Consider the following 26,589-nt stretch of genomic DNA (forward strand, 5'->3'; position numbering starts at 1 on the left):
GCGTACCGGCGCGGCGCTTGCGACCCCCACGAGGAGGACCCCACCGAGATGGCAGTGACTCTGGCCGATGTCGCAGCGCGCGCCGGGGTGTCCTCGGCGACCGTCTCCCGGGTCCTGAACGGCAACTACCCCGTGTCCGGGAGCACCCGGGAACGCGTGCAGCGCGCCGTGGAGGAACTGGACTACGTCGTCAACGGCCAGGCGCGCGCCCTTGCCGCGGCGACCTCGGACCTGGTGGGCGTGCTGGTCAACGACGTGGCCGACCCGTTCTTCGGCATCCTGGCGAGCGCGCTGCAGACCGAGATAGGGGCGGGGGCCGCGCAGCGGGGCGGCGGCGGCAAGCTGGCCGTCGTCTGCAACACCGGCGGCTCCCCCGAGGCGGAGCTGACGTATCTCACGCTGCTCGAACGCCAGCGGGCCGCGGGCGTGGTGCTCACCGGCGGCGCCGTGGAGAGCGAGGAGCACACGGCGGCGGTCAGGGCACGGCTGGTCCGGCTCGCCGCCTCGGGCACCCGCATCGTCCTGTGCGGCCGGCCGCCCCTCACCGGGCCGGACGACGGCCCGCCGGTGACGACGGTCACCTTCGACAACCGCGGCGGGGCCCGGCGGCTGACCGAGCATCTGCTATCCCTGGGCCACCGCAGGATCGGTTACGTCGCCGGCCCGGTCGAGCGCAGCACCACCCGGCACCGCCTGGAGGGCCACCGCGAAGCCCTGGCCGCCCGCGGGCTCGGCCCGGACACCCCCGAGGGGGCGGGCGCGCTGCGTCTGACGGTGCACGGCAGTTACGACCGGCCCTCGGGGTACGACGCCGCACTGGAGCTGTTGCGCAGGGAGCCGCGACTGACCGCGATCGTGGCCGCCAACGACTCGGTGGCGCTGGGCGTTTGCGCGGCGCTGCGCGACCGCGGGCTGAGCATTCCGGATGATGTGTCGGTGGCCGGCTTCGACGACCTGCCGTTCAGCGCGGACGCCTGCCCTGCCCTCACCACCGTGCGGATCCCACTGGCCGAGGCCGGGACACGGGCGGGCCGGCTGGCGATGGGACGGCAGTCCCCTCCGCCGGGCGGGGTGGCCACAATCACCACCGAACTCATCGTCCGCGCATCCACCGCACCGCCCGTGACCAGCGGTTCCTGAAGTTTTCCACAGGGCGGTGAAAAGCCCGCGCGCCGAGTTCCGCCATGGGTCTACCTTTGACTCAGTCAAAGAAACGCACGCGGGAGGGGCCATGGCCGTCGAGGAGATCCGAGAGTTCAACCGCTTCTACACCAACCTCATCGGCGCGCTGGACTACAGCCGCCACCTGCACACACCGTTCACCCTCACCGAGGCGCGCGTGCTGTACGAGCTGGCGCATGCCCCGCACACCGACGCCGCCGACCTGCGGGTCGAGCTGTCGCTGGACGCGGGTCATCTGAGCCGGATGCTCGGCAAGTTCGAGGAGCAGCAGCTCGTCACGCGCGGTCCCTCGGACAAGGACGCCCGGCGGCAGCGGATAGAGCTGACCCCGCAGGGCAGGCGGGCGGCGGCGCTGCTGGAGGAGCGGTCGCAGGAGGCGGTGGGCACCCTCGTGGGAAAGATAGCGGCCGAGGACCGGCCGCGGCTGACCGAGGCGATGCGGACCGTGCGGGACATACTGCGTGACGGCGAGCGCCCCCGCAGCCGCCCCCGGGTGGTGGTGCGCGGCACCCGCCCCGGCGACCTGGGCTGGGTCATCGAGCGCAACGCGGCGGTGTACGCGGCCGAGTTCGGCTGGAACGAGGAGTACGAGGCGCTGGTCGCCCGGATCGTCGCGGACTTCGCGGCCACCCGGGACCCGGAACGCGAGGCCGCGTGGATAGCCGAACTCGACGGCGAGCGCGCCGGGTGCGTGTTCTGCGTGCGGGACGAGGCACCAGACACCGCGCGGCTGCGGCTGCTGCTGGTGGACCCGTCGGCCCGGGGCCATGGGATCGGGGGCCGGCTGGTGGACGAATGCATCGCCTTCGCGCGCTCGGCCGGGTACGCCGAAATCGTCCTGTGGACGAATGACATACTGGCCGACGCCCGCAGGATCTACCAGCGCGCGGGGTTCGAACTCGTCGCCGAGCGGCCGCACCACAGCTTCGGCCACGACCTCGTCGGACAGGACTGGAAGCTGGTGCTGGCGACGGCACCGGACGGGCGCTGACCGCCGCGCCCGGCAGGGCCGCTCGGGGGCAGGGGCGTCCGGTGACTGTCGCGTCGGTGACAGGGCCGCTCGGTGCCGTGGCGCGGGGCCGGAGCGTGAGGGCCCGGGCATGAGGGCCGACGCGTGGGCGCCGCGGGGCAGAGCACGGCAAGGCAAGGGGGAGACGATGGCCGTTTCGATGGAGAAGGTGGCCCGGACCGCGCCGGGTCTGGTGAGCCTGTACAAGCAGGCCGCGGTGAGCCTGGACAAGCACCGGCTGTCCGGCGAGCGGGCCGCCGTCTACCTGGTGCTGGACCGGTCGGGGAGCATGCGGCCGTTCTACCGGGACGGCACCGTGCAGCACCTGGCCGAGCAGGTCCTGGGGCTGGCCGCGCACTTCGACGACGACGGCATTGTGCCGGTGGTCTTCTTCTCCACCGAGGTGGACGGAGTCGCCGAGGTGTCGCTCACCGACTACGAGGGACGGATCACCAAGCTCAACGAGGCGTACGGTCACATGGGCCGCACCGACTACGCCGCCGCGATGGAGGCGGTGATCGGACACTACGAGCGGTCCGGGGCCACCGCACCTGCCTTCGTGGTGTTCCAGACCGACGGCGGGCCGAGCAGCAGGAGGGCGGCGGTCGACGTGCTGTGCCGGGCGGCGGAGCTGCCGTTGTTCTGGCAGTTCGTCGGATTCGGTGACGACGAGTTCCGCTTCCTGCGCCGACTGGACGAACTCCCGGTACCGGCCAAACGGGTGGTCGACAACGCCGGGTTCTTCGCGGCGGGCACGGACCCGCGCTCCATATCCGACGGGGACCTGTACGACGAGTTGACGGCGGAGTTCCCCGAATGGCTGGCGGCAGCCCGGGCGAAGGGCATCGTCCGGGGCTGATCCCGGTTGACCGGGCCGGACCCGGTGCCTAGTGTCCGGCCAATGAGACTCGCCTTCTCCACCCTCGGGGTCCCCGCACTGCCCGTCGACCAGGTCGTGCGGCTCGCCACCGAGCACGGCTACCACGGGGTCGAACTGCGCGCGAGCAGCGAGGAGCCCGTCCACCCCGGGCTCACCGCGGACGAGCGGCGCGAGGTGGTGGACCTGTTCGGCCGGGCCGGCATCGAGATCCTGACGGTGGCCTCCTACGCCAAGGTGGCCGCCGCCGGTGACGACAGCCCGGTGCTGGAGGAGATCGGCGCCGCCCTGCGGCTGGCCGCGGACCTGGGAGCGGCCCATGTGCGGGTGTTCCCCGGCGGCGGGGACTCGCCCACCGCTCAGGCCGACGCCATGGCGGCGCGGCGGCTGGCCGCCGTGGCGCCCCTGGCCGAGGACCTCGGGGTACGGGTGCTGCTGGAGACCCATGACTCGCACCGGTCGGGTGCCGACGTGGCGCGGGTGCTGGGCCTGGTGGGCCACAAGTCCGTGGGCGCGTTGTGGGACGTGATGCACACCTGGCTGGCCGGGGAGCAGCCGTCGGTCACCCATCCGGTGCTCGCGCCCTACCTGGGTTATGTGCAGGTCAAGGACATCGCCTCGGCGACGGACGCCACGCCGTTGCCGTTGGGGGCGGGGGTGCTGCCCCTGGCGGAGACGGTCGAGGTGCTCAGCCGGGCCGACTGGGACGGCTGGCTGTGCTGGGAGTACGAGAAGCGGTGGTATCCGCAGGTCCCGGATCTGCCGGAACTGCTGGGGCCGGGGCGGGTGCATCTGAGCCGGTTGCTGCTGGAGTCGGCCTGAGCGGGCTGCGGTGGCCGGCCGCGCCGCCGCCCGGAACCGGCAGAGCCGGCGGGACGAGCCGGGCGGGCGGGAAGGGCGGGACGGAGGGAGGGATCACGGCATGCTGGATCTGGCCCGGCTGAGGGCGTTGCACGCGGTGCACGTCCACGGTTCGGTGGCGGCGGCTGCGACGGCGCTCGGGTACACGCCGTCCGCGGTGTCGCAGCAGATATCCAAGCTGGAGCGGGAGACCAGAACCGTGCTGCTGGAGCGGCAGGGGCGCGGGGTGGTGCTCACCGACGCGGCGCAGTTGCTGGTGTCCACGGCCCGGCAGGTGATGTCGCTGGTGGAGGCGGCCGAGGTCGCGCTGGAGGAGCAGCGGGGCCGGCCGACCGGACAGTTGACGGTGGCGGCCTTCCCCACGGCGGCCTGTGGGTTGCTGCCTCCGGTACTGGCCGAACTGACCGCCGCCCACCCGCTGCTCGACCTGCGACTGGTCGAGGTGGACGCGCATCTGTCGGTGGACCTGGTGGCGCGCGGCGTGGTGGACCTGGCCGTGGCGCACGACTGGGACATCGCCCCGCTGCCCGCGCCGGACGGCCTGGAGCGGGCGGTGATCGGGGACGACCACTGCGACGTGCTGCTGCCGGCCGGTCACCCGCTGGCCGACCGGGAGGCGTTGGTGCGGGCCGACCTGGCCCGCGAGCGCTGGATCTGCCAGCCGGCCGGTTCGGTGTGTCACGACTGGCTGGTGCGCACGTTGCGGGAGGCGGGGACCGAGCCGGATCTGGCGTACCAGGTCGGCGAGTACGGCACGCAGGTGGCGCTGGTGGCGGCCGGGCTCGGAATCGCCCTGGTGCCCAGGCTCGGACGGGGCGCCATCCCCGACGGGGTGGTGGTGCGTCCGCTGGATCCGGCGCCGGTCCGCCGGCTCTACGCGCTGTGGCGGACGGGCGCCGCGCGCAGGCCGTCGATCACCGCGGCGGTCGACACGTTGCGGGCGCACTGGTCGGCTGCCGCCTGAACGGTGCCGCGGCACCGATGATCGGGGCATGCGGGCACTGAGGCCGATGACGACAGCGGCTCGCTCCCGGGCAGGCCGGCCGGGAGTGGGTGCGGGTACGGGTGGACTCGCGGCCAGCGGTACGGAACCGGTGTCCAGTCGATCCCGTCACACCGGTATGGCGAAGGTGAGCCGTGTCGCGAGTGCACTGGTGGCCGCCGCGTGTCTGGTCGGGCTGACGGTGGGCTGTGGAGGCGGTACGACCGTGACGGGAGGGCCGCCCGCCGGTCCGGGAGACGGTGTGCCGTCGTCGGCGCCGTCCGGAGGGCCGGGGCCGACCACGCCGTCGGCCACGCCAACGGCCACGGCGTCTTCTGGTGACTCCGCCGGGGCCCGTGTGGCGTACTTCTCCACTGCGTTGCGGGGACCGGACGGTCTGCACGAGGTGCTGCGGGACCGGGACGGCCTGCGGCTGTTCGCGGAAAAGGCCGCGGGTGGTGATCAGGTGGCGGCCGGGGAGATCACCGCTTCGGGCGCGGCGACCGACTTCTCACGGAAGGTCCTGGTCGGGTGGACGCGGACGACCGGGTGCGGCCGGGCCACGTCGGCGTCCCTGGTGATGACGGGCGACCGGATGGAGTTGCGGGTCGGCCGGGAGGAGGGACCGGCGGAGTGCTTCGCGCCGTATCGGGTCACGGTGGTGTTCGAGGTGGCGAAGGAACGCGTACCGGCGCGGCCGGTGTTCGCCTGACCGGGGGTCAGCAGGCGAGGCAGCCAGAGCAGGCAGGACGGACGAAGGAGCGCGCCAGGCATTCACCGGCGGAAAGTTCCCGGTTATCTGGAGAGGTCTGGAAGTTTCCTTCAGCGTGCACTCTCCTCCGTTCCGGAAGGAGTTCGTCATGCATGACCGGCCTTCGCGCCGTACCGTCCTCGCCACCGCCGCTGCCATCTCGGCCGCGCTCGCCACCGGAATCCCCTCGGCCGCCGCCCGTGCGGATGCGCTCGGCGCCGCCGACCGGCGCCGGATCCGCGCGCTCATCGGGCGGATGAGCATCGAGGAGAAGGTGGGGCAGTTGTTCGTGATGCGGGTGTACGGGAGTTCGGCGACCGACCCCGCCCCCGACGACGTCGCCGCCAACCAGAGTCAGATGGGCGTGTCCAACGCGGACGAGCTGATCGCCCGTTATCACCTCGGCGGCATCATCTATTTCGGCTGGGCGCACAACACCCAGAACCCGCACCAGATCGCCGACCTGTCCAACGGCATCCAGCGGGCGGGTCTCACCCACGGCACCCCGATCCCCTTGCTGATCTCCACCGACCAGGAGCAGGGTGCGGTCGCACGCGTCGGGGCGCCGGCCACGCTGTTCGCGGGCGGCATGGCACTCGGTGCGGACGGCAGCACCGCCGACGCCCGCACCGCGGCCCGCATCATCGGCACCGAACTGGCCGCCATGGGCATCAACCAGAACTACTCCCCTGTCTCGGACGTCAACATCAACCCGGCCAACCCGGTGATCGGCGTACGGTCCTTCGGCGCCGACCCGGCGGCGGTGGCCGCGCTGGCCGCCGCCCAGGTCAGGGGTTACCAGAGCGCCGGAATCGCGGCCACCGCCAAGCACTTCCCCGGCCACGGCGACACGGGCACCGACAGCCACTACGCGCTGCCGGTCATCACCCACACCCTGGAGCAGTGGCAGAGCATCGACGCGCCGCCGTTCCAGGCGGCCGTCGCCGCCGGCATCGACTCGATCATGACCGCGCACATCCTGGTGCCCGCACTCGACGGCTCCGGCGACCCGGCGACGCTCTCCCACCCGATCCTCACCGGTGTCCTGCGCGAACGCCTCGGCTACGACGGAGTGGTGGTCACCGACTCCCTCGACATGGCCGGCGTACGGGAGAAGTACGGCGACGACCGGGTGCCGGTGCTGGCGCTGAAGGCGGGCGCGGACCAGTTGCTCAACCCGCCGCTGCTGGACGTGGCCTTCCGGGGCGTGCTGGACGCGGTGGCGTCCGGCGAGCTGACCGAGGAACGCATCGACGTCTCGCTGACCCGCATCCTGGCGCTGAAGCTGCGCAAGGGCCTGTTCCGCCGGCCCTTCGTCACTCATGAGGGCGTGGACCGGGTGGTCGGGACGCCCTCCCACCTGGCCGCCGCCGACCGGATCACCGACCACGGCATCACCCTGCTGGCCAACGACGCACGATCACTGCCCTTCCCCCGCCGCTCGCACCGCCAAGTACTGGTCGTGGGCGCCGACCCGGCCGCCCCCTCCGGCACCGGCGGCCCACCGACCGCCGTCCTGGCGGCGGCGCTGACCGAACTGGGCCATCCCGCGCGGGCCCTGTCCACCGGCACCGCGCCGAGCCCGGCCCTGATCGCGCAGGCGGTCGCCGCCGCCGGCGGCATGGACGCGGTGGTCGTGGGCACCTACAACGTCACCGCTGCCACCACCGAGCAGATCGCCCTGGTACGGGCCCTGGTCGCGACCGGCGTGCCGGTGATCCAGGTGGCGATCCGCAACCCCTACGACATCGCCTTCCTGCCGCCCACCGCCGCGTCGCTGGCCGCCTACGGCTGGACCGACGTGTCGATGCGCGCCGTGGCCCGGGCCATCGCCGGCCGGGCCCGGCCGACCGGCCGGCTCCCGGTCGCGGTGCCGCGCGCCGACGATCCTGCCACGCCGCTCTACCCGATCGGCTACGGCCTGGGGTACTGACCCCGCTCGCCCCGCGGCCCGCCACCGGTCGTGCTGCGGGGCGAACGTCCGGAAAGGCCGTACGGTCCGGGCGGACCGTGTGGTCAGGCCGCTGCCGCCCGCACCTCGCCGATGAAGGTGCGCCACAGCTCGGCGTACCGCCCGTCGCGGGCCAGCAGCTGCTCGTGGGTGCCGTCCTCGATCACCCGGCCGTGGTCGAGCAGCACCACCCGGTCGGCCCGGGCGGCGGTGGTCAGCCGGTGCGCGACGACCAGGGTGGTGCGGCGCACCGCGAGCCGGTCCGCGGCCTGGTTGACCAGGGCCTCGGTGGCCAGGTCCAAGGCCGCGGTGGCCTCGTCCAGCAGCAGGATCGCCGGATCGACCAGCTGGGCACGGGCCAGGGCGATCAACTGCCGCTGTCCGGCCGACAGGTTCCGGCCCCGCTCGGCGACCTGGTGCAGGTAGCCGCCGTCCAGGGTGGCGATCATCGAGTGGGCGCCGACCGCCCGGGCCGCCGCCTCCACCTCGGCGTCGGTGGCGTCCATCCGGCCGTAGGCGATCGCGTCACGTATGGTGCCCGCGAACAGGTACGGCTCCTGCGGGACGACACCGAGCCGCTGGCGGTAGGCCGTCAGGTCGAGCTCGCGGATGTCGGCGCCGTCCACCCGCACGGCGCCCCCGGTCGGGTCGTAGAACCGGGCGACCATCTTGACCAGCGTGGACTTTCCGGCGCCGGTCTCGCCCACGAAGGCGACGGTCTGCCCCGCGGGTATCCGCAGGTCGACGCCGGCCAGGGCCTCGGCGCCCTCCGCGTCGGCGCCGCCGTAGCGGAAGTGCACGTCCTCGAGCGTGATCTCGCCGCGCAGGTCACCGACGGGACGCGGCCGTTCGGGCGCAGGGGTGGTGGTGGGCTCGCGCAGCAGCTCCCGGATCCGGCCCAGCGAGACCGACGCCTGCTGGTAGCCGTCGAAGACCTGGGAGAGCTGCTGGACGGGCGAGAAGAACAGGTCGATGTAGAGCAGGTACGCCACCAGGGCGCCCGCCGTCAGGGTGCCGTCCTTGACCCGCTGGGCGCCGACGATCAGCACCAGGGCCGCGGCGACGCTGGACAGCAACTGCACGAACGGGAAGTAGACCGAGATCAGGAACTGCCCGCGCACCCGCGCCTTCAGGTAGTCCAGGCTGCGCTGCCGGAAGCGCTCGGCGCCGCGCCGCTCGCCACGGAATGCCTGCACGATGCGCAGGCCCGCGACGTGCTCCTGGAGGTCGGCGTTGACGACCGCGACCCGTTCGCGGGCCAGCGTGTACGCCTTCACCGAGGTGCGGCGGAAGATCCAGGTGGCGGCGACCAGGACGGGGAGGGTGGCGAACACCATCAGGGCGAGCTGGACGTCGATGGCCAGCAGTGCCACCAGGATGCCGACGAAAGTGAGCAGACTGACCAGCGCGGTGACCAGGCCGGTCTGCAGGAACGTGGACAACGCGTCCACGTCCGTGGTCATCCGCGTCATGATGCGGCCGGTGAGTTCGCGCTCGTAGAAGTCCAGGCCCAGGCGGTGCAGGTGGGCGAAGATCTTCACGCGCAGGGTGTAGAGGACGCGTTCGCCGGTGCGGCCGGTGAGCAGGGTGGAGCCCCATTCCACGGCCCACTGGACCAGGACCAGGACCAGGCCCAGCAGGGAGGCCGCCCAGACCGCGCCCAGCGCCTGCTGGCGCACCCCCGCGTCGATGCCGTGCCGGATCAGCACCGGCAGCAGCAGCCCGGCGAAGGCGTCGACGGCGACCAGGCCCAGGCTGATCAGCAAGGGGGTGCGGAAGCCGCGCAGCATCGCGCGCAGGCCGAATCCCGGGTCGGCGGCGGTGGCCTCTTCCTCGTCCACGTCCGGGGCGTCGGTGGCGGGTGGCAGCGCTGCCACCTTGGCCAGCAGCTCCGGGGTGGCGGGCATGCCGGCCAGCGCCCCGGCCATGGCACCGCGGCCCGGACCGATCGCGGGGGCACTGGTGGGCGCGCCCCGCACGCCGGCCTGGTCCTCCGCGTCACTCCCGGCCGGTCGCCGGTCCGCCGGCCACAGCTCCGGGGTGATGCCGGCCGCCCGCGCCCGGTCGTCGGCGGTCGCCGCGGCGGCGCCGTCCTCGCGGGCGAGCAGTTCCTCGGCCTCCGCGGCGACGCTGCCCGCGCCCGGCCCGCCGGACGAGGCGGCCACCGCGCCCGCCGGATCGAGTTCCACCACGTCCGCGCCGAGCGCGTCCGGGTCGGTGAGCAGCGCCCGGTACAGCGGACTGCGCTCCTGCAACTCCTCGTCGGTGCCGATGTCCGACAGCCGGCCGGCGTCCAGGACGGCGATCCGGTCCGCGAGCTCCAGGGTGGAGCGGCGGTGGGCGATCAGCAGGGTGGTGCGGCCGCGCATCACCTCGCGCAGGGCGTCGAAGATCTCCGCCTCGACCCGGGCGTCGACCGCGGAGGTGGCGTCGTCGAGCAGTAGCAGCCGGGGGTCGGTGAGGACCGCCCGGGCCAGGGCGACCCGCTGCCGCTGGCCGCCGGAGAGGGTCAGGCCCTGCTCGCCGACGACCGTGTCGTAGCCGTCGGGCAGCGCCATGATGAAGTCGTGCGCCTGGGCCGTGCGGGTGGCGGCGAGGATCTCCTCCTCGGTGGCGTCCGGCCGTCCGAACGCGATGTTGGCCCGCACGGTGTCGGAGAACAGGAAGCTGTCCTCGGGGACCATGCCGATCGCGGCGCGCAGCGAATCGAAGGTCAGGTCCCGTACGTCCGTGCCGCCGATCCGCACCGAGCCGCCGGTGACGTCGTACAGCCGCGGCAGCAGCAGGGAGACGGTGGACTTCCCGGAGCCGGAGGCGCCGACCAGGGCGACGGTCTCGCCGGGGGCGACCCGCAGGTCGAAGCCGTCCAGGACCGGGCGCTCGGGCTGGTAGCCGAAGGTGACGTCGTCGAACTCGACGGTGGCGGGGGCGTCGGCGGGCAGGGTGTCGGGGCCCTCCTCCAGGGTGGGCCGCGTGTCGATCAGCTCCAGGACCCGCTCGACGCCCGCCCGGGCCTGCTGGCCGACGGTGAGCATCATGGTGAGCATCCGGACCGGGCCGGTGAGCTGGGCGAGGTACGTGGAGAACGCGACGAAGGTGCCCAGCGTGATCTGGCCCCGGGCGGCCATCCAGCCGCCCAGCGCCAGCATGCCGATCTGGCCGAAGGAGGGGACCGCCTGGAGCGCCGGGGTGTAGCGGGCGGACAGCCGCACGGTGCGCAACCGGCCGGCGAACAGCCGGCGGCTGACAGTGCGCAGCTTGTCCATCTCCTGCTGTTCCTGGCCGAAGCCCTTGACCACGCGCACGCCGGTCACCGAGCCGTCCACGATCCCGGCGACGGCGGCGGCCTGACCCTGGGCGTACCAGGTGGCGGGGAACAGCCGCTTGCGGGAGCGGTCCGCGATGAACCACAGGGCCGGGGCGACGGCCAGCGCGATCAGGGTGAGCAGCGGGGAGAGGACCAGCATGACCACCAGGGACAGCAGGAAGAGCAGCAGGTTGCCGATCATGACGGGCATCATGAACAACAAACCTTGAATCAGCTGAAGGTCGCTGGTGGCGCGGCCGACGACCTGCCCGGTGTTCAGCTCGTCCTGGCGGCGACCGTCGAGCCGCATGATCGTGCCGAACATCTCGTTGCGCAGGTCGTGCTGGACGTCGAGGGCGAGCCGGCCGCCGTAGAAACGGCGCATGTAGGTAAGTGCGTAGACCACCACTGCGGCGACGACCAGCGCCGCGGCCCAGGGGGCCAGCGGCTTGTCGTGCCGGACGATCACGTCGTCGATGATCAGCTTGGGAACCAGCGGGACGAGGGCGGTGACCGCCATGCCGGCCAGTGACGCGCCGAAGGCGAGCAGGACACTGCGCTTGTAGCGCCAGGAGTACCCGACCAGGCGGCGGAGCCATCCCTGCTCCCGCCCGCCGTCATCCACCGCCGTCACCGGCTTCGGCTCTCTCACGCGGTCCTCCCTCGCGCCGCCCTGCACGTGTCCCGCACGTCTCCCGCACGGCCAAGTCCAACGCGCTGTGCTGCGCGTTTCATCCTCTCGCAACAGAACAACGACCGAAGTCGTACATGAGTGCGACTTCGGTCGTAGTCCCTTCGGGTGAATCTCCGGCAGGGTCGGGGGCTCAGCGCCCGGCGGCACCGCCCGAGCGGCCGGCCGCGATCTGCCGGCTCATGATCGTCGTGAGCTCGTAGGCGGTGTGGGAGGCGGCCACCGAGGTGATCTCGGCGTGGTCGTAGGGCGGGGCGACCTCCACCACGTCGGCCGAGACGAGACGGCAGGCGGCAAGTCCGCGCAGGATCTCCAGCAGTTCGCGGGAGGTGAGCCCGCCCGCCTCCGGAGTGCCCGTGCCGGGGGCGTGCGCCGGGTCCAGGACGTCGATGTCGACCGACACGTACAGCGGCCGGTCGCCGATCCGCTCCCGCAGTTGCCGGACCACCTCGTCCACGCCACGCCGCATGACGTCGGCCGAGGTCACGATGCCGAAGCCCATCTTCGCGTCGTCGTCGAGGTCCTTCCGGCCGTACAGCGGGCCGCGGGTGCCCACATGGGAGAGGGCGGAGGTGTCGAGCAACCCCTCCTCGACGGCCCGGCGGAAGGGCGTGCCGTGGGTGTAGGCCGCGCCGAAGTAGGTGTCCCAGGTGTCCAGGTGCGCGTCGAAGTGCAGCAGGGCCACCGGGCCGTGCCGCCGGGCGACCGCGCGCAGCAGGGGCAGTGCGATGGTGTGGTCGCCGCCGAGCGTCATCAGGCGGGCACCGGTGTCCAGCAGGTCGCCGGCCGCGCCTTCGACGGTCTCGACGGCCTCGTTGATGTCGAACGGGTTGACCGCGATGTCCCCGGCGTCCGCCACCTGGGCGAGCGCGAAGGGCGACGCGTCCTGCGCCGGGTTGTAGGGGCGCAGCAGGCGCGACGCCTCCCGCACGGCGTTGCCGCCGAAGCGCGCGCCGGGCCGGTAGGAGACGCCGGAGTCGAAGGGCACACCGACGACGGCGACGTCCGCGGTGCCCACCTCGTCGAGCCGGGGCAACCGGGCGAAGGTGGCGGGACCGGCGTAGCGCGGGACGCGCGAGGAGTCGACGGGACCGCGCGGTGCGCTGCTCATGCTGCCTCTTTCCTGCTCATTTTTCCGGCTCGTGGCCGACCTGCGGCGGACGGGGACGCCGCCGTCCCGGACGCCGACCCTACGGGCCGGGGCCGCCGCACCGGGATGTACGTTTCCACCAAATCGGGCGCGCCATTGCGCCGCGACGGCGAGCCGCGTCCCAGGACCGCAACCTCGGCCGTCGCACGCCCGTACGGCGGGGCGGGAGAATGTGCGCATGCCTATGGACTCCGCGCCCACCGCCCCTTCCCGCCAGGAACTCGTCGAACACCTGATACGTACCCGGATCGCCGGGGACGTCGCCACCAGCCGGGAGAACAACCTCGACCACTACCGGGAGCTCGCCGAGGGCAACCGGCACTTCTGGCTCGGACTGGAGCTCGGCGACCGCTGGCAGGACCCGGCGGACGTGCTGAAGGTCATGGTCGAGCGGTGCGGGGTGGTCGCCGACCCCGGCCACCGGCGCGGCCAGGACACCATCGACCCCGAGCTGACCGTCGACGCGCTGGACCGCATGGCCGCCGTGCTGCAGAAGGCGGCGGAGAACTCCTCCGGCGTGCTGGTGGCGACCGGCCACCCGGCCGGCCTGTTCGCGGTGCACCGGGTGCTGGCCGAGGCGCTGCGGGCGGCCGGCTGCACCGTCATCGAGCCCGCGGAGCACCTGTACGCGGACGGCGGTGAGATCCGTCACATGACGGGGGTCGCCATGCTGCACCGGGGCGGCGGCCTGATGCACACCCACTCCCCCGAGCCCATGCGCAAGATCCTCGACGCCCTGGAGCGGGACGGCCGGCCGCTCCCCGACGTAGTGGTCGCCGACCACGGCTGGGCCGGGTACGCCGGCAGCCAGGGCATCGACACCGTGGGCTTCGCGGACTGCAACGACCCCGCCCTGTTCATCGGCGAGGCCGAGAGCACCGTCCTGGTGAGCGTCCCCCTGGACGACAACGTGTCGCCGCACCACTACGCGCCGATGACCGCGTACCTGCTGGCCGCGGCCGGCCTGGACGGACGGTCCTGAGCCCGGCCGTCCTCGTCCGCGGGGTCCGCACTCCCGTCGGACGTCCTCACGCCCGCGGGACGCGGACCAGGCCCTCCTGGATGACGGAGACGGCCAGCCGCCCGTCCTGGGTGTAGATCCTGGCTGTGCCCAGGCCCCGGCCGCCGGAGGAGGACGGGCTCTGCTGGTCGTACAGCAGCCATTCGTCGGCGCGGAAGGGCCGGTGGAACCACATGGCGTGGTCCAGGCTGGCGCCCACGACGTCGCCGACGGCCCAGCCACCGCGGCCGTGGGCGAGCAGGACCGAGTCCAGCAGGGTCATGTCCGACACATAGGTGGCCAGGCAGACGTGGAGCAGGGGGTCGTCGGCGAGCTTGCCGCGGGTGCGGAACCACACCTGGGAGCGCGGCTCGCGGGACACCCCTGCGGTCAGGAACGGCGGATCACCGGCGTAGCGCAGGTCGACGGCGGCGCGCGCCTCCAGGAGGCGGTCCACGACGGTGGGGTCGGGGAACTTGTCCGCGTGCGCCGGCAGCAGTTCCTCGGAGGTCGGCAGCGTCTCCGGGTCCGGCGCGGGCGGCATCGGTTCCTGGTGGTCCAGGCCCTCCTCGTGGGCCTGGAAGGAGGCCGAGAGGTGGAAGATCGGCTGGCCGTGCTGGACGGCGACCACGCGGCGAGTGGTGAAGGAGCCACCGTCGCGGATGCGGTCCACCTGGTACACGATGGGCGCGCCCGGATCGCCCGAACGCAGGAAGTACGCGTGCAGCGAGTGCGCGCCGCGCTCCTGCGGCACGGTGCGCCCGGCGGCCACCAGGGCCTGCGCGGCGACCTGGCCGCCGAAGACCCGCGGCACCACTGCGGCGCGGCTGTGCCCGCGGAAGATGTCCTGCTCGATCCGCTCCAGGTCCAGGAGCGCGAGCAGGGCGTCCAGCGGTTCGTGCGCCGCCCTCGCCGCCCCCGGGACGGCGGCGGTGCGGCCGTCCGGGGGCAGGCGGTCGGAACCGGCGGCCGGGCCGTCGTTCAGCGACGGGTCTCCGGAGCCGGTGATGGAGCGGTCGTTCACAGGCCCATCGACTTGGCGATGATCGTCTTCATGACCTCGCTGGTGCCGCCGTAGATGCGGTTGACGCGGTTGTCGGCGTACAGGCGGGCGATCGGGTACTCGTTCATGTAGCCGTAGCCGCCGTGGAGCTGGAGGCAGCGGTCGATGACACGGGAGGCGACCTCGGTGCAGAACAGCTTGGCGGAGGCGGCGTCGGCGGCGGTCAGCTCGCGCAGGTCGTGGGCCTCCAGGGCCCGGTCGACCACCGCTTCGGCGGCGTCCACCTCGGCCTTGCAGGCCGCCAGCTCGAACTTGGTGTTCTGGAACGCGGCGACACTCTGGCCGAAGACGGTGCGCTCGCGCACGTACTCCTGGGTGAAGCGGATCGCGGCCGCGGCCTGGGCGTAGGCGCCGACGGCGATGGCCAGGCGCTCCTGCGGAAGGTTCTGCCCCAGGTAGGAGAAGCCCTTGCCCTCCTCGCCGAGCAGGTCCTCGACGGGCACCATGACGTCGGCGAAGGACAGCTCGGCGGTGTCGGAGGTCTTCAGGCCGATCTTGTCCAGCTTGCGGCCGACGGTGTAGCCGTCGGACTTGGTGTCGACGACGAACAGGGAGATGCCGGCCCGGCGGTCCTCGGGGCTGGGCGGTGCGGTGCGGGCGCAGACGATGACGCGGTCGGCGTGGACGCCGCCGGTGATGAAGGTTTTGGCGCCGTTGAGCACATAGTGCCGGCCGTCGTCGGTGAGCTTGGCGGTGGTCTTCATGCCGGCCAGGTCCGAGCCGGTGCCGGGCTCGGTCATGGCGATGGCGAACATGGTCTCGCCGGTCACGAAGCCGGGCAGCCAGCGCTTCTTCTGCTCGTCGGTGGCGTACGCCATCACGTACGGCAGGCACAGGCCGACGTGGACGCCGCTGCCGCCGAAGCTGACCCCGGCGCGGGCGCACTCCTCGCTGATGACGGCCTGGAACTTGAAGCTGTGCTCGCCCGCGCCGCCGTACTCCTCGGGCACCTCGATGCCGAAGAGGCCCAGCTCGCCGAGCTTGTAGTAGAAGTCGCGCGGCACCTGCCCGGCGGCCAGCCACTCGTCGTGCACGGGGACGACCTCGGCCTCGATGAAGGCACGTATCGTCTCGCGGAACGCCTCGTGGTCCTCGCTGTACACCGTACGGCGCATGGCGCGCCTCCCCTCGACCCTGAATAAGCAAGCGCTCAGTAAGTTACCTTTCGGTCGGGTGAGCTGTCCAGGGCCGCCGGGGCGGGGCCTGGTTCTCCAGGGCCTCCAGCGCGCTGAGCGCGAGGCGGTGCAGCAGGGCGGCGGTGGACGCGCGGTCGGGCAGGCCGCTCTGACCGCCCAGGTGCGGGGTGGAGTTGAGCAGGCCGAAGACCGCGTGGACGGCGGCACGGGCCTCCAGCACGCTGGCCTCCGGGTAGACCCGGCGCACCACGCCGACCCATTCCTCCACGTACTGCCGCTGGAGCTGGCGGACCAGCTTGCGGTCGGACTCGCGCAGCCGGTCCAGCTCGCGGTCGTGCAGGGTGATCAGCGGACGGTCGTCGATGGCGAAGTCGATGTGGCCGCGGATCAGCGCGTCCAGCGCCTGCGCGGGGTCGGGAGTCTCGGCGACCCGCATCCGGCCGGCGGCCAGCAGCCGGCCGCTGATGCCCACCAGCAGCTCGGCGAGCATGGCGTCCTTGCCCGCGAAGTGCCGGTAGAGGCCGGGGCCGCTGATGCCGACCGCGGCCCCTATCTCGTCCACGCCGACTCCGTGGAATCCGCGCTCGGCGAAGAGCCGGGCGGCTTCTCTCAGGATCTGCTCGCGCCGGTTTTCCACAGCCTTCGTCGGGTTCATGGGAATGAGTCTAGACAATCCCGTTAGCGAGCGTTAACGTGGTGACATCACGTTAACGCTCGCTAACACGACCGGGGGCCGAACGATGGCAGCACCCGCCCTGTCCAGCACCGTGGATCCGGTGTCCGAGGCGTACCGCGCCAACACCGAGGCGCACGCCGTGCTCGGCGCCGCACTCCGCGACAAGCTGGCCGCGGCACGTCTCGGCGGCGGCGAGAAGGCCCGCGCGCGGCACACCGCCCGGGGCAAGCTGCTGCCCAGGGACCGGGTGGACGGGCTGCTCGACCCGGGCTCCCCCTTCCTGGAGCTGGCCCCGCTGGCCGCCGACGGGATGTACGACGGCCAGGCCCCGGCGGCGGGCGTGATCGCCGGCATCGGGCGGGTCGCCGGGCGCGAGGTGGTCGTGGTCGCCAACGACGCCACCGTCAAGGGCGGCACCTACTACCCGATGACCGTCAAGAAGCACCTGCGCGCCCAGGAGGTGGCGCTCGACAACCGGCTGCCGTGCGTCTACCTGGTGGATTCCGGCGGCGCCTTCCTCCCCCGGCAGGACGAGGTCTTCCCCGACCGCGACCACTTCGGCCGCATTTTCTACAACCAGGCCACCATGTCCGCGCGCGGCATCCCGCAGATCGCCGCCGTCATGGGCTCGTGCACGGCCGGCGGCGCCTACGTGCCGGCGATGAGCGACGAGGCGGTGATCGTCCGCAACCAGGGCACGATCTTCCTCGGCGGGCCGCCGCTGGTGAAGGCGGCCACCGGCGAGGTCGTCACCGCCGAGGAACTGGGCGGCGGCGAGGTGCACTCCCGCATCTCCGGCGTCACCGACCACCTCGCCGAGGACGACGCCCATGCGCTGAGCATCGTCCGGGACATCGTGGCCACCCTCCCGGTCAAGAGCGCCCCGCCCTGGCCGGTGCGCCCGGCCGAGCCCCCGGCCGTGGACCCGGCCGGGCTGTACGGAGCGGTACCGGTGGATTCGCGTACGCCCTACGACGTACGGGAGGTGATCGCCCGGGTGGTGGACGGCAGCCGGTTCGCGGAGTTCAAGGCGGAGTACGGCACCACGCTGGTCACCGGGTTCGCCCACGTGCAGGGCCACCCGGTGGGCATCGTGGCCAACAACGGCATCCTGTTCGCCGAGTCGGCCCTGAAGGGCGCGCACTTCATCGAGCTGTGCGACCAGCGCGGCATCCCGCTGGTGTTCCTGCAGAACATCTCCGGGTTCATGGTGGGCCGGCAGTACGAGGCGGGCGGGATCGCCAAGCACGGGGCGAAGATGGTGACGGCGGTGGCCTGCGCGCGGGTACCCAAGCTGACGGTGGTGATCGGCGGCTCGTACGGCGCCGGGAACTACTCGATGTGCGGCCGCGCCTACAGCCCCCGCTTCCTGTGGATGTGGCCCAACGCCAAGATCTCGGTCATGGGCGGCGAACAGGCCGCCTCGGTGCTGGCCACCGTCAAGCGCGATCAGCTGGCCGCGGCCGGGGAGAAGTGGAGCGAGGCGGAAGAGGAGGCGTTCAAGGCCCCGGTCAGGGAGCAGTACGAGACACAGGGCAACGCGTACTACGCCACCGCCCGGCTCTGGGACGACGGGGTGATCGACCCGCTGGAGACCCGCACCGTGCTGGGCCTGGCCCTGACCGCCTGCGCCAACGCCCCGCTGCCCGCCGCCGATCCGGCCGCGCCCGGCTACGGCGTCTTCCGGATGTGAGGACCGTGACGACCATGACGACACCGGGCAGCATGTTCGACACCGTGCTGGTGGCCAACCGCGGCGAGATCGCGGTGCGCGTCCTGCGCACCCTGCGCGAGCTGGGAGTGCGGTCGGCGGCCGTCTTCACCGACGCCGACGCGGAGGCCCGGCACGTACGGGAGGCCGACACCGCGGTACGGGTGGAGAGCTACCTGTCGGCGGCCGAGCAGGTACGGGCCGCGGCCGCGGTCGGCGCGCAGGCCGTGCACCCCGGCTACGGCTTCCTCGCGGAGAACGCCGGGTTCGCCCGGGCGTGCGCCGAGGCCGGGCTGGTCTTCATCGGCCCGCCCGCGGACGCCATCGAGCTGATGGGCGACAAGATCCGGGCCAAGGAGACGGTACGGGCCGCCGGGGTGCCGGTGGTGCCCGGCAGCAGCGGCAGCGGCCTGTCCGACGCCGAACTGGCCGCGGCGGCCCGCGAGATCGGCATGCCGGTGCTGCTCAAGCCGTCCGCGGGCGGCGGCGGCAAGGGCATGCGGCTGGTGCGGGACGAGGCACTGCTGGCCGAGGAGATCGCGGCGGCCCGGCGGGAGGCGCGCGGCGCGTTCGGCGACGACACCCTGCTGGTGGAGCGGTGGATCGACCGGCCGCGGCACATCGAGATCCAGGTGCTGGCCGACGGCCACGGCCATGTGGTGCACCTGGGCGAGCGGGAGTGCTCGCTCCAGCGGCGGCACCAGAAGGTGATCGAGGAGGCCCCCTCGGCGCTGCTGGACGCCGCCACCCGCGCGGCAATGGGCGAGGCCGCGGTGCAGGCGGCGCGGGCCTGCGGCTACACGGGCGCCGGGACCGTGGAGTTCATCGTGCCGGGCGGGGACCCCGGGGCGTACTTCTTCATGGAGATGAACACCCGGCTCCAGGTCGAGCACCCGGTCACGGAGCTGGTCACCGGGATGGACCTGGTGGCCTGGCAGCTCCGAGTGGCCTGCGGGGAGGCGCTCGACTTCGGCCAGCAGGACGTGACCCTCACCGGGCACGCGGTGGAGGCCCGGATCTGCGCCGAGACGGCTCGGCCCGGGGACGGCCGGTTGGACTTCCTGCCGTCGGCCGGCACCGTGCTGGCGCTGCGCGAGCCGACCGGTCCCGGAGTGCGGGTGGACTCCGGGCTGGCACAGGGCACCGAGGTGGGCACCGCCTACGACCCGATGCTGGCCAAGGTGATCGCGTACGGCCCGGACCGGCCGACCGCGCTGCGTCGGCTGCGGGCCGCGCTCGGCGGCACAGTGGTGCTGGGCCTGGACACCAACACCGGTTTCCTGCGCCGGCTGCTGGACCATCCGGCGGTGGCGTCGGGCGACCTGGACACCGGGCTGATCGACCGGGACGGCGCCGATCTGGTCGCGGCCGGGGTGCCGGAGGAGGTGTACGCGGCGGCGGCACTGCTGCGGCAGCGGGAGCTGACCCCGGAGCCGGACGGTTCGGGCTGGACCGACCCCTTCTCGGTGCCCACCGGCTGGCGGCTCGGCGGCCGGCCGGCCTGGACCGTGCACCATCTGCGGGTGCCCGGGCACGGTCCGGTGCAGGTCCGGGTCGCGGACGACCAGGTGCGGGTCGGGGACGGGCCGGCGGTCACCGCCCGGCTCGCGGTGGACGGGGAGCGGGTGCTGCTGCACCGGGAGGGCACGGTGACCACCTTCCACCACGCGGGCGAGTGGCTGGGCCGGGACGGCGACTCCTGGCGGGTGCAGACGTACGACCCGGTGGCGGCGGCGCTGCGGCAGGCCGCCGCGGGCGCCGGGGCCGAGGCGCTGACCGCGCCGATGCCCGGCACGGTCACGGTGGTGAAGGTCGCCAAGGGCGACGAGGTGGTGGCCGGACAGAGTCTGCTGGTGGTGGAGGCCATGAAGATGGAGCACGTGATCACCGCCCCGCACGACGGGACGGTGTCGGAGATCGACGTCACCGCGGGCTCGACGGTGGCGATGGACCAGGTGCTGGCGGTGGTGACCCCGGTGGACGGGGACACCGCGGACCAGGGCGCCGTGAACCAGGGCGCCGCGGGCGAGGCCATCGCCGGGGCCGGGACACCGGCGGCGACCACTCCCGGGGCGCGGACCGGGGAGGCGTCATGACGGAGCGTTTCCCGGCGGACCCGGCGGCCGCTGCAGCCGCCACCGGCTCCACGAACCCCACGGCCGCAGACGCCACGGCCGGCGAACCCGCAGACGACGGTGTGCTCGCGCTCGGGCTGCCGATGACCGTGCCCATGCAGGGGCCGACGGCGGGGCGGCCGCCGATCGAGGGGCTGCCGCGGGAGGTGCGGATCCACGAGGTCGGCGCGAGGGACGGGCTGCAGAACGAGCAGGCGACGGTGCCGACCGAGGTGAAGGCCGAGTTCGTGCACCGGCTGGCCGAGGCGGGGCTGACCACGATCGAGGCGACCAGTTTCGTGCATCCCAAGTGGGTGCCGCAGCTGGCGGACGCCGCGGAGCTGATGCCGCTGCTGGCCGATCTACCCGGCCGGTATCCCGGCGTGCGGCTGCCGGTGCTGGTGCCCAACGAGCGGGGCCTGGAACGGGCGCTGGAGCTCGGGGTGCGGGAGATCGCGGTGTTCGGCAGCGCCACCGAGTCCTTCGCGCGGGCGAACCTGAACCGGACGGTGGACGAGTCGCTGGCGATGTTCGAGCCGGTGGTGGCCCGGGCGAAGGCGGCCGGTGTGCGGGTGCGGGGCTATCTGTCGATGTGCTTCGGCGACCCGTGGGAGGGCCCGGTCCCGGTCGCCCAGGTGGCAGGGGTGGCCCGGCGGCTGTACGAGATGGGGTGCGACGAGTTGAGCCTCGGCGACACCATCGGAGTGGCCACGCCCGGTCATGTGGCCGCGCTGCTGGCGGAGCTCACCGGCACCGGCACGGACGGGTCCGGCCCGGCGGGCGGCGGCACCGTCCCGGTGGAGCGGACAGCGGTCCACTTCCACGACACCTACGGCCAGGCGCTGTCCAACACGCTGGCCGCACTTCAGCGGGGCGTCACGGTGGTGGACGCCTCGGCCGGCGGGCTCGGCGGCTGCCCGTACGCCAAGAGCGCCACCGGCAATCTCGCCACCGAGGACCTGGTCTGGATGCTGCACGGGCTCGGCATCCGTACCGGGGTCGACCTGGCCCGTCTCAGCGCCACAAGCGTCTGGATGGCCGACCGGCTGGGGCGGCCCAGCCCCTCCCGCACCGTTCGTGCCCTGAACCGACAGGAGCAGCAGCAATGACGTTCGACCACCGCCTCTCCGAGGAGCACGAGGAACTGCGGGCCACGGTGGCCCGGTTCGCCCAGGATGTCGTCGCCCCGAAGATCGGCGAATTCTACGAGCAGGAGGAGTTCCCGTACGAGATCGTGCGGGAGATGGGGCGGATGGGGTTGTTCGGCCTGCCGTTCCCGGAGGAGTACGGCGGGATGGGCGGCGACTACTTCGCGCTGGGCGTGGCGCTGGAGGAGCTGGCCCGGGTGGACTCCTCGGTGGCGATCACCCTGGAGGCGGGGGTGTCGCTGGGCGCGATGCCGGTGTTCCGGTTCGGCACCGAGGAGCAGAGGCGGACCTGGCTGCCGAAGCTGTGTTCGGGCGAGATGCTGGGCGCGTTCGGGCTCACCGAGCCGGGCGGCGGCTCGGACGCGGGAGCCACCCGGACCACGGCCCGGCTGGACGAGACCACCGGCGAGTGGGTGATCAACGGCACCAAGTCCTTCATCACCAACTCCGGCACCGACATCACCGGCCTGGTCACGGTGACGGCGGTGACGGGACGCAAGTCCGACGGCCGGCCGCGGATCTCGTCGATCATCGTGCCGTCCGGGACCCCCGGGTTCACGGTGGCGAAGAAGTACAGCAAGGTCGGGTGGAACGCGTCGGACACCCACGAGCTTTCGTTCGCGGACTGCCGGGTGCCGGCCGCGAATCTGCTGGGCGAGGAGGGCCGCGGGTACGCGCAGTTCCTGCGGATCCTGGACGAGGGCCGGGTGGCGATCGCGGCGATGGCCACCGGGCTGGCCCAGGGCTGCGTGGACGAGTCGGTGGCGTACGCGCGCACCCGGGAGGCGTTCGGCCGGCCGATCGCGGACAACCAGGCGATCCAGTTCAAGATCGCCGACATGGAGATGCGGGCACACACCGCACGGCTGGCCTGGCGGGACGCGGCCTCGCGGCTGGTGCGGGACGAGTCGTTCAAGAAGGAGGCGGCGCTGGCGAAGCTGTACGCGTCGGAGGTGGCGGTGACCAACGCGCGGGAGGCCACCCAGGTCCACGGCGGGTACGGGTTCATGAACGAGTATCCGGTGGCCCGGATGTGGCGCGACTCGAAGATCCTCGAGATCGGCGAGGGCACCAGCGAGGTGCAGCGGCTGCTGATCGCGAGGGAGTTGGGGCTCGTGAGCTGATCGGGACACTCCCGGGAGCGGGGTGACGCGGGAGACCATGGCGGCGATAAGTTAGGTTAGGCTCACCTAACTTACCCAGCCCCCATGGGAGGTCTGCCCATGCGCTCACACCTGCTCACCGGGACCACGACACGGGAGTACCGGCGTTCCGTCGTCGACGGGGTCGAGCGGGTGGCGGCCAGACTGGCCGCGACCGACCGTCCGTTCACCGGGATCACGCCCGACGCGCTCGCCCCGCGCGTCGACGCCATCGACCTGGACCGCCCGCTCGGCGACACCGCCGCCGCGCTCGACGAGCTGGAGGCCGTCTACCTGCGGGACGCCGTCTACTTCCACCACCCCCGTTACCTCGCCCACCTCAACTGCCCGGTCGCGATCCCCGCGGTCGCCGCCGAGGCGGTGCTCAGCGCGGTCAACTCCTCGCTCGACACCTGGGACCAGAGCGCGGGCGCCACCTTGATCGAGCGCCGGCTCGTCGCCTGGACCGCGGCCCGTATCGGCCTGGGCCCGGCCGCCGACGGGGTGTTCACCAGCGGCGGCACCCAGTCCAACCTCCACGCCCTGCTGCTGGCCCGCGAGGAGGCCCTGGCCCGCGGCGCCGACCCGGCGGCACTGCGCGTGTTCACCTCCGAGTGCGGCCACTTCAGCGTGCAGAAGGCGGCCAAGCTGCTCGGGCTCGGCCCCGGCGCGGTGATCGCCGTGCCCTGCGACCACGACAAGAGGATGCGGGTCCCGGCGCTCGCCCGCGCGCTGGAGGAGTGCGCGCGGGCCGGCCTGGCCCCGATGGCCGTGGTGGCCACGGCCGGCACGACCGACTTCGGCTCGATCGATCCGCTGCCGGCCGTCGCCGCGCTCACCGCCCGGCACGGCGCCTGGCTGCACGTGGACGCCGCCTACGGCTGCGGGCTGCTGGTCTCCCCCACCCGCCGCCACCTGCTGGCCGGCATCGAGCACGCCGACTCGGTGACCGTCGACTTCCACAAGTCCTTCTTCCAGCCGGTGAGTTCCAGCGCGATGCTGGTCCGCGACAGCGCCGCGCTGCGGCACGCCACCTACCACGCGGACTACCTCAACCCGCGCCGGGCGGCGGCCGAGCGGATCCCCAATCAGGTGGACAAGTCCCTGCAGACCACACGGCGGTTCGACGCGCTCAAGCTGTGGCTGACTCTGCGGGTGATGGGCGCCGACGGGGTGGGCGCCCTCTTCGACGACCTGCTCGACCTCGCCGAACAGGGCTGGAAGGTGCTGGACGCCGACCCGCGGTTCGAGGTGGTGGCCCGGCCCGCGCTGACCACGCTGGTCTTCCGCTGGCTGCCCCCGCACCCGACCGGCCCGGCACTGATCGACCGGGCCAACCTGCACGCCCGCGCGGCGCTGTTCGCCTCCGGCCGGGCCGTGGTCGCCGGCACCACCGTGCACAGCAGCCACTACCTGAAGTTCACCCTGCTCAACCCGAACACCACGCCCGCCGACATCGAGGCCGTGCTCGACCTGCTGGCCGCGCACGCCGACCGGTACCTGGAGGAGGAGAGCCTTGTCCGTGTCCCGTGAGAAGGCCCGCACGGCGCCCCGCGAGACGGCCGGCGCAACGCCCCCTGACAAGGCCCGCCCGACTGCCCCCACGACGCCCGGCGAGCAGCCCCGCGACGAACCGGCCACGTACGAAGCCGACTTCATCGGCATCGGCCTGGGCCCGTTCAACCTGGGCCTGGCCTGCCTGACCGAGCCGATCGAGGGGCTGACCGGCCTGTTCCTGGAGCGCAAGCCCGACTTCGACTGGCACTCGGGCATGTTCCTGACGGGCAGCACGCTCCAGACGCCGTTCCTGTCCGACCTGGTCACCCTCGCCGACCCGACCTCGCCCTACTCCTTCCTCAACTACCTCAAGGAATCGGGCCGGATCTACTCCTTCTACATCCGCGAGAACTTCTTCCCGCTGCGCGCGGAGTTCAACGACTACTGCCGCTGGGCCGCCGCCCGGCTGACGAACATCAGGTTCGGGCGGACGGTCACCGAGGTCCGGTTCGACGAGCGCGGGCAGCGGTACGCGGTGACCACGGCGGGCGGCGAGACGTACCGCGCGCCCAGACTCGTCCTGGGCACCGGCACGCCGCCGTACGTGCCGCCGGCCTGCGAGGGGCTGGGCGGCGACGTGGTGCACAGCTCCGGCTACCTGCCGGCCCGGGACGCGCTGAAGGCCAAGCGCAGCATCACCGTGGTGGGCAGCGGCCAGAGCGCGGCCGAGATCTACCACGACCTGCTCCAGGACACCGGCCCCGGCGGCTACCACCTGACCTGGCTCACCCGCTCCCCCCGGTTCTTCCCGCTGGAGTACACCAAGCTCACCCTGGAGATGACCTCCCCGGAGTACGTCGACTACTTCCACGCGCTGCCCGGCGAGCTGCGCGACCGGCTCGGCCCGGTCCAGCGGAGCCTGTACAAGGGCATCAACGCCAGTCTGATCAATGAGATCTTCGACCTGCTCTACGCCAAGGGCCGGTCCGGCAAGGTCCCCACCCGCCTGCTCACCAACACCTCGCTGGACAGCGCGCGCCACGACCCGGCCACCGGCACGTACACGCTCGGCCTGCGCCAGCACGAGCAGAACCGGTCGTACGACCTCGACACCGAGGGCCTGGTGCTGGCCACCGGCTACCGCTACGAGGTGCCGGACTTCCTCGCACCGGTCCGCGACCGCATCCGCTGGGACGCGCAGGGCCGGTACGACGTCACCCGCGACTACGCGATCGACCGCACCGGCAACGGCATCTACGTGCAGAACGCCGAACTGCACACGCACGGCTTCGCCGCCCCCGACCTCGGCATGGCCGCCTACCGCAACTCCCGCATCATCCGCGAACTGCTCGGCCGCGAGCACTACCGGGTGGAGACCGCCATCGCCTTCCAGGAGTTCACCGCATGACCGCGCCCGACGCGCCCGACGCGCCCGCCGGCGCCCCGCCCGCCGACCCCCTGGTCGCCCCGGCCCCGGCACGGCCCCGCGACCTGGCACCGTCCCCGGCCCGCTTCGTCTTCCGCCCGCTCGACCCGCGCGCCGACACGCCGCTGCTGCACACCTGGGTCACCCACCCCAAGGCGGTCTTCTGGCTGATGGGCGACGCGAGCCGGGCCGAGGTCGAACGCGTCTACACCGAGATCGCGCGCGAGCCGTACCAGGACGCGTTCCTCGGAGTGTACGACGGCAGGCCCGCGGTGCTGATGGAGCGGTACGACCCCGCGTACGTGGAACTGGCCGGCGTGTACGAGGCCGAGCCGGGCGATGTGGGCATGCACTTCCTGGTCGCGCCCACCGACACCCCCGTGCACGGCTTCACCCGGGCGGCCATCGCGGCGGTGCTGCGCGAGCTGTTCGCCGATCCGGGCGTACGGCGCGTGGTGGTCGAGCCGGACGTACGCAACACCGCCGTGCACGCGCTCAACGTGGCCGTCGGCTTCGAGGTGGTCCGCCGGATCACCTTGCCGGACAAGGAGGCGTACTTGAGCATGTGCACCCGCGAGCGGTTCGAGGCGATCGAGGCGGACCGGGGAATCCGATGAGCACACCGCAGCCGCCCACGGCACCCCTGCCGCCCGCCGAGTCCGAGCCCACGCCCACGCCTGCGCCTGCGCCTGCGCCCACCGAGCCAGGGCCCGCCGACCCCGCGCCCGAGCCCGAGCCCGCCCACCCGACGGCCGCTCGGCCAACCACCGTGCCCACGGCCCCCGCGGCGCTCCCGGGTCTCGGGGACGGGGGCGAGCAGGCGTTCGTGGGTGAATTCGGCGATCGCTTTGCGTATCAGGTGGCGGGTGGCGCGCTGCCAGAGGCCGGGGGTGAGGTGGGCGGGGGTGAGGTGGG

20 protein-coding genes are annotated in these 26,589 nt (G+C 72.9%); 15 read left to right on the top strand and 5 right to left on the bottom strand.

The genetic code is table 11. The features are described 5' to 3' along the window. Positions 1-48: 48 nt before the first annotated feature. From ITX44_RS38905 to ITX44_RS38935, 7 genes are all read left to right on the top strand, one after another. Positions 49-1,140 carry a LacI family DNA-binding transcriptional regulator gene (locus tag ITX44_RS38905; RefSeq protein WP_205364436.1) on the top strand — a complete coding sequence of 364 codons (1,092 nt, stop codon included), beginning with the start codon at positions 49-51 and terminating at the stop codon, positions 1,138-1,140. Positions 1,141-1,231: 91 nt separating this feature from the next. Beyond that, complete coding sequence (locus ITX44_RS38910) at positions 1,232-2,173, top strand: bifunctional helix-turn-helix transcriptional regulator/GNAT family N-acetyltransferase (RefSeq protein ID WP_205364438.1); 942 nt, start codon at positions 1,232-1,234, stop codon at positions 2,171-2,173. A 166-nt stretch (positions 2,174-2,339) separates the two neighbouring features. After that, entirely contained in the window at positions 2,340-3,050 is a 711-nt protein-coding gene (locus tag ITX44_RS38915) for a vWA domain-containing protein (RefSeq protein WP_205364440.1), read from the top strand. Between the two features lie 42 nt (positions 3,051-3,092). Further along, positions 3,093-3,890 (top strand): sugar phosphate isomerase/epimerase family protein, encoded by a 798-nt coding sequence (locus ITX44_RS38920; protein WP_205364442.1) that lies wholly within the window; start codon positions 3,093-3,095, stop codon positions 3,888-3,890. Positions 3,891-3,990: 100 nt separating this feature from the next. Then, on the top strand, positions 3,991-4,893 hold the full coding sequence (locus ITX44_RS38925) for a LysR family transcriptional regulator (protein WP_205364443.1): 903 nt from the start codon (positions 3,991-3,993) through the stop codon (positions 4,891-4,893). A 376-nt stretch (positions 4,894-5,269) separates the two neighbouring features. Then, the gene (locus tag ITX44_RS38930) at positions 5,270-5,623 is read left to right on the top strand and encodes a hypothetical protein (protein ID WP_205364446.1); all 354 of its coding nucleotides are present in this window, start codon (positions 5,270-5,272) and stop codon (positions 5,621-5,623) included. 148 nt (positions 5,624-5,771) lie between these two features. Beyond that, positions 5,772-7,595 (top strand): glycoside hydrolase family 3 protein, encoded by a 1,824-nt coding sequence (locus ITX44_RS38935; protein WP_205364448.1) that lies wholly within the window; start codon positions 5,772-5,774, stop codon positions 7,593-7,595. 83 nt (positions 7,596-7,678) lie between these two features. On the opposite strand, the gene ITX44_RS38940 is transcribed toward ITX44_RS38935, so the two are convergent. Both ITX44_RS38940 and speB read right to left on the bottom strand, forming a co-directional pair. Further along, positions 7,679-11,572 carry an ABC transporter ATP-binding protein gene (locus ITX44_RS38940; RefSeq protein ID WP_205364450.1) on the bottom strand — a complete coding sequence of 1,298 codons (3,894 nt, stop codon included), beginning with the start codon at positions 11,570-11,572 and terminating at the stop codon, positions 7,679-7,681. Positions 11,573-11,744: 172 nt separating this feature from the next. Continuing rightward, positions 11,745-12,722: an agmatinase gene (gene speB, locus ITX44_RS38945; RefSeq protein ID WP_205364451.1), complete on the bottom strand. Its 978-nt coding sequence runs from the start codon at positions 12,720-12,722 to the stop codon at positions 11,745-11,747. Positions 12,723-12,939: 217 nt separating this feature from the next. On the opposite strand from speB, the gene ITX44_RS38950 reads away from it, so the two are divergent. Further along, positions 12,940-13,743, top strand: a complete 804-nt coding sequence (locus tag ITX44_RS38950; RefSeq protein ID WP_205364453.1) for a phosphatase — start codon at positions 12,940-12,942, stop codon at positions 13,741-13,743. Positions 13,744-13,789: 46 nt separating this feature from the next. Here ITX44_RS38950 and ITX44_RS38955 read toward each other — a convergent pair whose 3' ends face one another. The 3 genes from ITX44_RS38955 to ITX44_RS38965 all read right to left on the bottom strand — a co-directional run bounded on the left by ITX44_RS38955 (position 13,790) and on the right by ITX44_RS38965 (position 16,615). Then, on the bottom strand, positions 13,790-14,653 hold the full coding sequence (locus ITX44_RS38955) for an acyl-CoA thioesterase (RefSeq protein WP_205364475.1): 864 nt from the start codon (positions 14,651-14,653) through the stop codon (positions 13,790-13,792). 128 nt (positions 14,654-14,781) lie between these two features. Next, positions 14,782-15,939 carry an acyl-CoA dehydrogenase family protein gene (locus ITX44_RS38960; protein ID WP_205364455.1) on the bottom strand — a complete coding sequence of 386 codons (1,158 nt, stop codon included), beginning with the start codon at positions 15,937-15,939 and terminating at the stop codon, positions 14,782-14,784. 43 nt (positions 15,940-15,982) lie between these two features. Further along, positions 15,983-16,615 (bottom strand): SACE_7040 family transcriptional regulator, encoded by a 633-nt coding sequence (locus ITX44_RS38965; RefSeq protein ID WP_205364456.1) that lies wholly within the window; start codon positions 16,613-16,615, stop codon positions 15,983-15,985. 85 nt (positions 16,616-16,700) lie between these two features. Between ITX44_RS38965 and ITX44_RS38970 the strand changes: the two genes are divergently transcribed. The 7 genes from ITX44_RS38970 to ITX44_RS39000 all read left to right on the top strand — a co-directional run bounded on the left by ITX44_RS38970 (position 16,701) and on the right by ITX44_RS39000 (position 26,291). Further along, complete coding sequence (locus ITX44_RS38970; protein ID WP_205364459.1) at positions 16,701-18,329, top strand: carboxyl transferase domain-containing protein; 1,629 nt, start codon at positions 16,701-16,703, stop codon at positions 18,327-18,329. Positions 18,330-18,361: 32 nt separating this feature from the next. Beyond that, positions 18,362-20,443 (top strand): acetyl/propionyl/methylcrotonyl-CoA carboxylase subunit alpha, encoded by a 2,082-nt coding sequence (locus ITX44_RS38975; RefSeq protein WP_205364477.1) that lies wholly within the window; start codon positions 18,362-18,364, stop codon positions 20,441-20,443. 134 nt (positions 20,444-20,577) lie between these two features. Then, the gene (locus tag ITX44_RS38980; protein WP_372441099.1) at positions 20,578-21,570 is read left to right on the top strand and encodes a hydroxymethylglutaryl-CoA lyase; all 993 of its coding nucleotides are present in this window, start codon (positions 20,578-20,580) and stop codon (positions 21,568-21,570) included. Further along, entirely contained in the window at positions 21,567-22,733 is a 1,167-nt protein-coding gene (locus ITX44_RS38985; RefSeq protein WP_205364467.1) for an acyl-CoA dehydrogenase family protein, read from the top strand. Before ITX44_RS38980 ends, ITX44_RS38985 begins: the two co-directional genes overlap by 4 nt. A gap of 99 nt (positions 22,734-22,832) precedes the next feature. Continuing rightward, complete coding sequence (locus ITX44_RS38990; protein ID WP_205364482.1) at positions 22,833-24,284, top strand: pyridoxal phosphate-dependent decarboxylase family protein; 1,452 nt, start codon at positions 22,833-22,835, stop codon at positions 24,282-24,284. A gap of 124 nt (positions 24,285-24,408) precedes the next feature. Then, positions 24,409-25,656, top strand: a complete 1,248-nt coding sequence (locus ITX44_RS38995) for a lysine N(6)-hydroxylase/L-ornithine N(5)-oxygenase family protein (RefSeq protein ID WP_307795694.1) — start codon at positions 24,409-24,411, stop codon at positions 25,654-25,656. Then, positions 25,653-26,291: a GNAT family N-acetyltransferase gene (locus tag ITX44_RS39000; RefSeq protein ID WP_205364471.1), complete on the top strand. Its 639-nt coding sequence runs from the start codon at positions 25,653-25,655 to the stop codon at positions 26,289-26,291. Before ITX44_RS38995 ends, ITX44_RS39000 begins: the two co-directional genes overlap by 4 nt. The last annotated feature ends 298 nt before the right edge of the window (positions 26,292-26,589 follow it).

It is taken from the genome of Actinacidiphila acididurans, from assembly GCF_016918855.1.
Lineage (GTDB): Bacteria > Actinomycetota > Actinomycetes > Streptomycetales > Streptomycetaceae > Actinacidiphila > Actinacidiphila acididurans.

What these genes read in the sequence shown, in the direction of transcription:
- ITX44_RS38905 (WP_205364436.1), top strand. Translation starts at nt 49, where the DNA reads ATGGCAGTGACTCTGGCCGATGTCGCAGCGCGCGCCGGGGTGTCCTCG.
- ITX44_RS38910 (WP_205364438.1), top strand. Translation starts at nt 1,232, where the DNA reads ATGGCCGTCGAGGAGATCCGAGAGTTCAACCGCTTCTACACCAACCTC.
- ITX44_RS38915 (WP_205364440.1), top strand. Translation starts at nt 2,340, where the DNA reads ATGGCCGTTTCGATGGAGAAGGTGGCCCGGACCGCGCCGGGTCTGGTG.
- ITX44_RS38920 (WP_205364442.1), top strand. Translation starts at nt 3,093, where the DNA reads ATGAGACTCGCCTTCTCCACCCTCGGGGTCCCCGCACTGCCCGTCGAC.
- ITX44_RS38925 (WP_205364443.1), top strand. Translation starts at nt 3,991, where the DNA reads ATGCTGGATCTGGCCCGGCTGAGGGCGTTGCACGCGGTGCACGTCCAC.
- ITX44_RS38935 (WP_205364448.1), top strand. Translation starts at nt 5,772, where the DNA reads ATGCATGACCGGCCTTCGCGCCGTACCGTCCTCGCCACCGCCGCTGCC.
- speB (WP_205364451.1), bottom strand. Translation starts at nt 12,722, where the DNA reads ATGAGCAGCGCACCGCGCGGTCCCGTCGACTCCTCGCGCGTCCCGCGC.
- ITX44_RS38950 (WP_205364453.1), top strand. Translation starts at nt 12,940, where the DNA reads ATGCCTATGGACTCCGCGCCCACCGCCCCTTCCCGCCAGGAACTCGTC.
- ITX44_RS38960 (WP_205364455.1), bottom strand. Translation starts at nt 15,939, where the DNA reads ATGCGCCGTACGGTGTACAGCGAGGACCACGAGGCGTTCCGCGAGACG.
- ITX44_RS38965 (WP_205364456.1), bottom strand. Translation starts at nt 16,615, where the DNA reads ATGAACCCGACGAAGGCTGTGGAAAACCGGCGCGAGCAGATCCTGAGA.
- ITX44_RS38970 (WP_205364459.1), top strand. Translation starts at nt 16,701, where the DNA reads ATGGCAGCACCCGCCCTGTCCAGCACCGTGGATCCGGTGTCCGAGGCG.
- ITX44_RS38975 (WP_205364477.1), top strand. Translation starts at nt 18,362, where the DNA reads ATGTTCGACACCGTGCTGGTGGCCAACCGCGGCGAGATCGCGGTGCGC.
- ITX44_RS38980 (WP_372441099.1), top strand. Translation starts at nt 20,578, where the DNA reads ATGCAGGGGCCGACGGCGGGGCGGCCGCCGATCGAGGGGCTGCCGCGG.
- ITX44_RS38985 (WP_205364467.1), top strand. Translation starts at nt 21,567, where the DNA reads ATGACGTTCGACCACCGCCTCTCCGAGGAGCACGAGGAACTGCGGGCC.
- ITX44_RS38990 (WP_205364482.1), top strand. Translation starts at nt 22,833, where the DNA reads ATGCGCTCACACCTGCTCACCGGGACCACGACACGGGAGTACCGGCGT.
- ITX44_RS39000 (WP_205364471.1), top strand. Translation starts at nt 25,653, where the DNA reads ATGACCGCGCCCGACGCGCCCGACGCGCCCGCCGGCGCCCCGCCCGCC.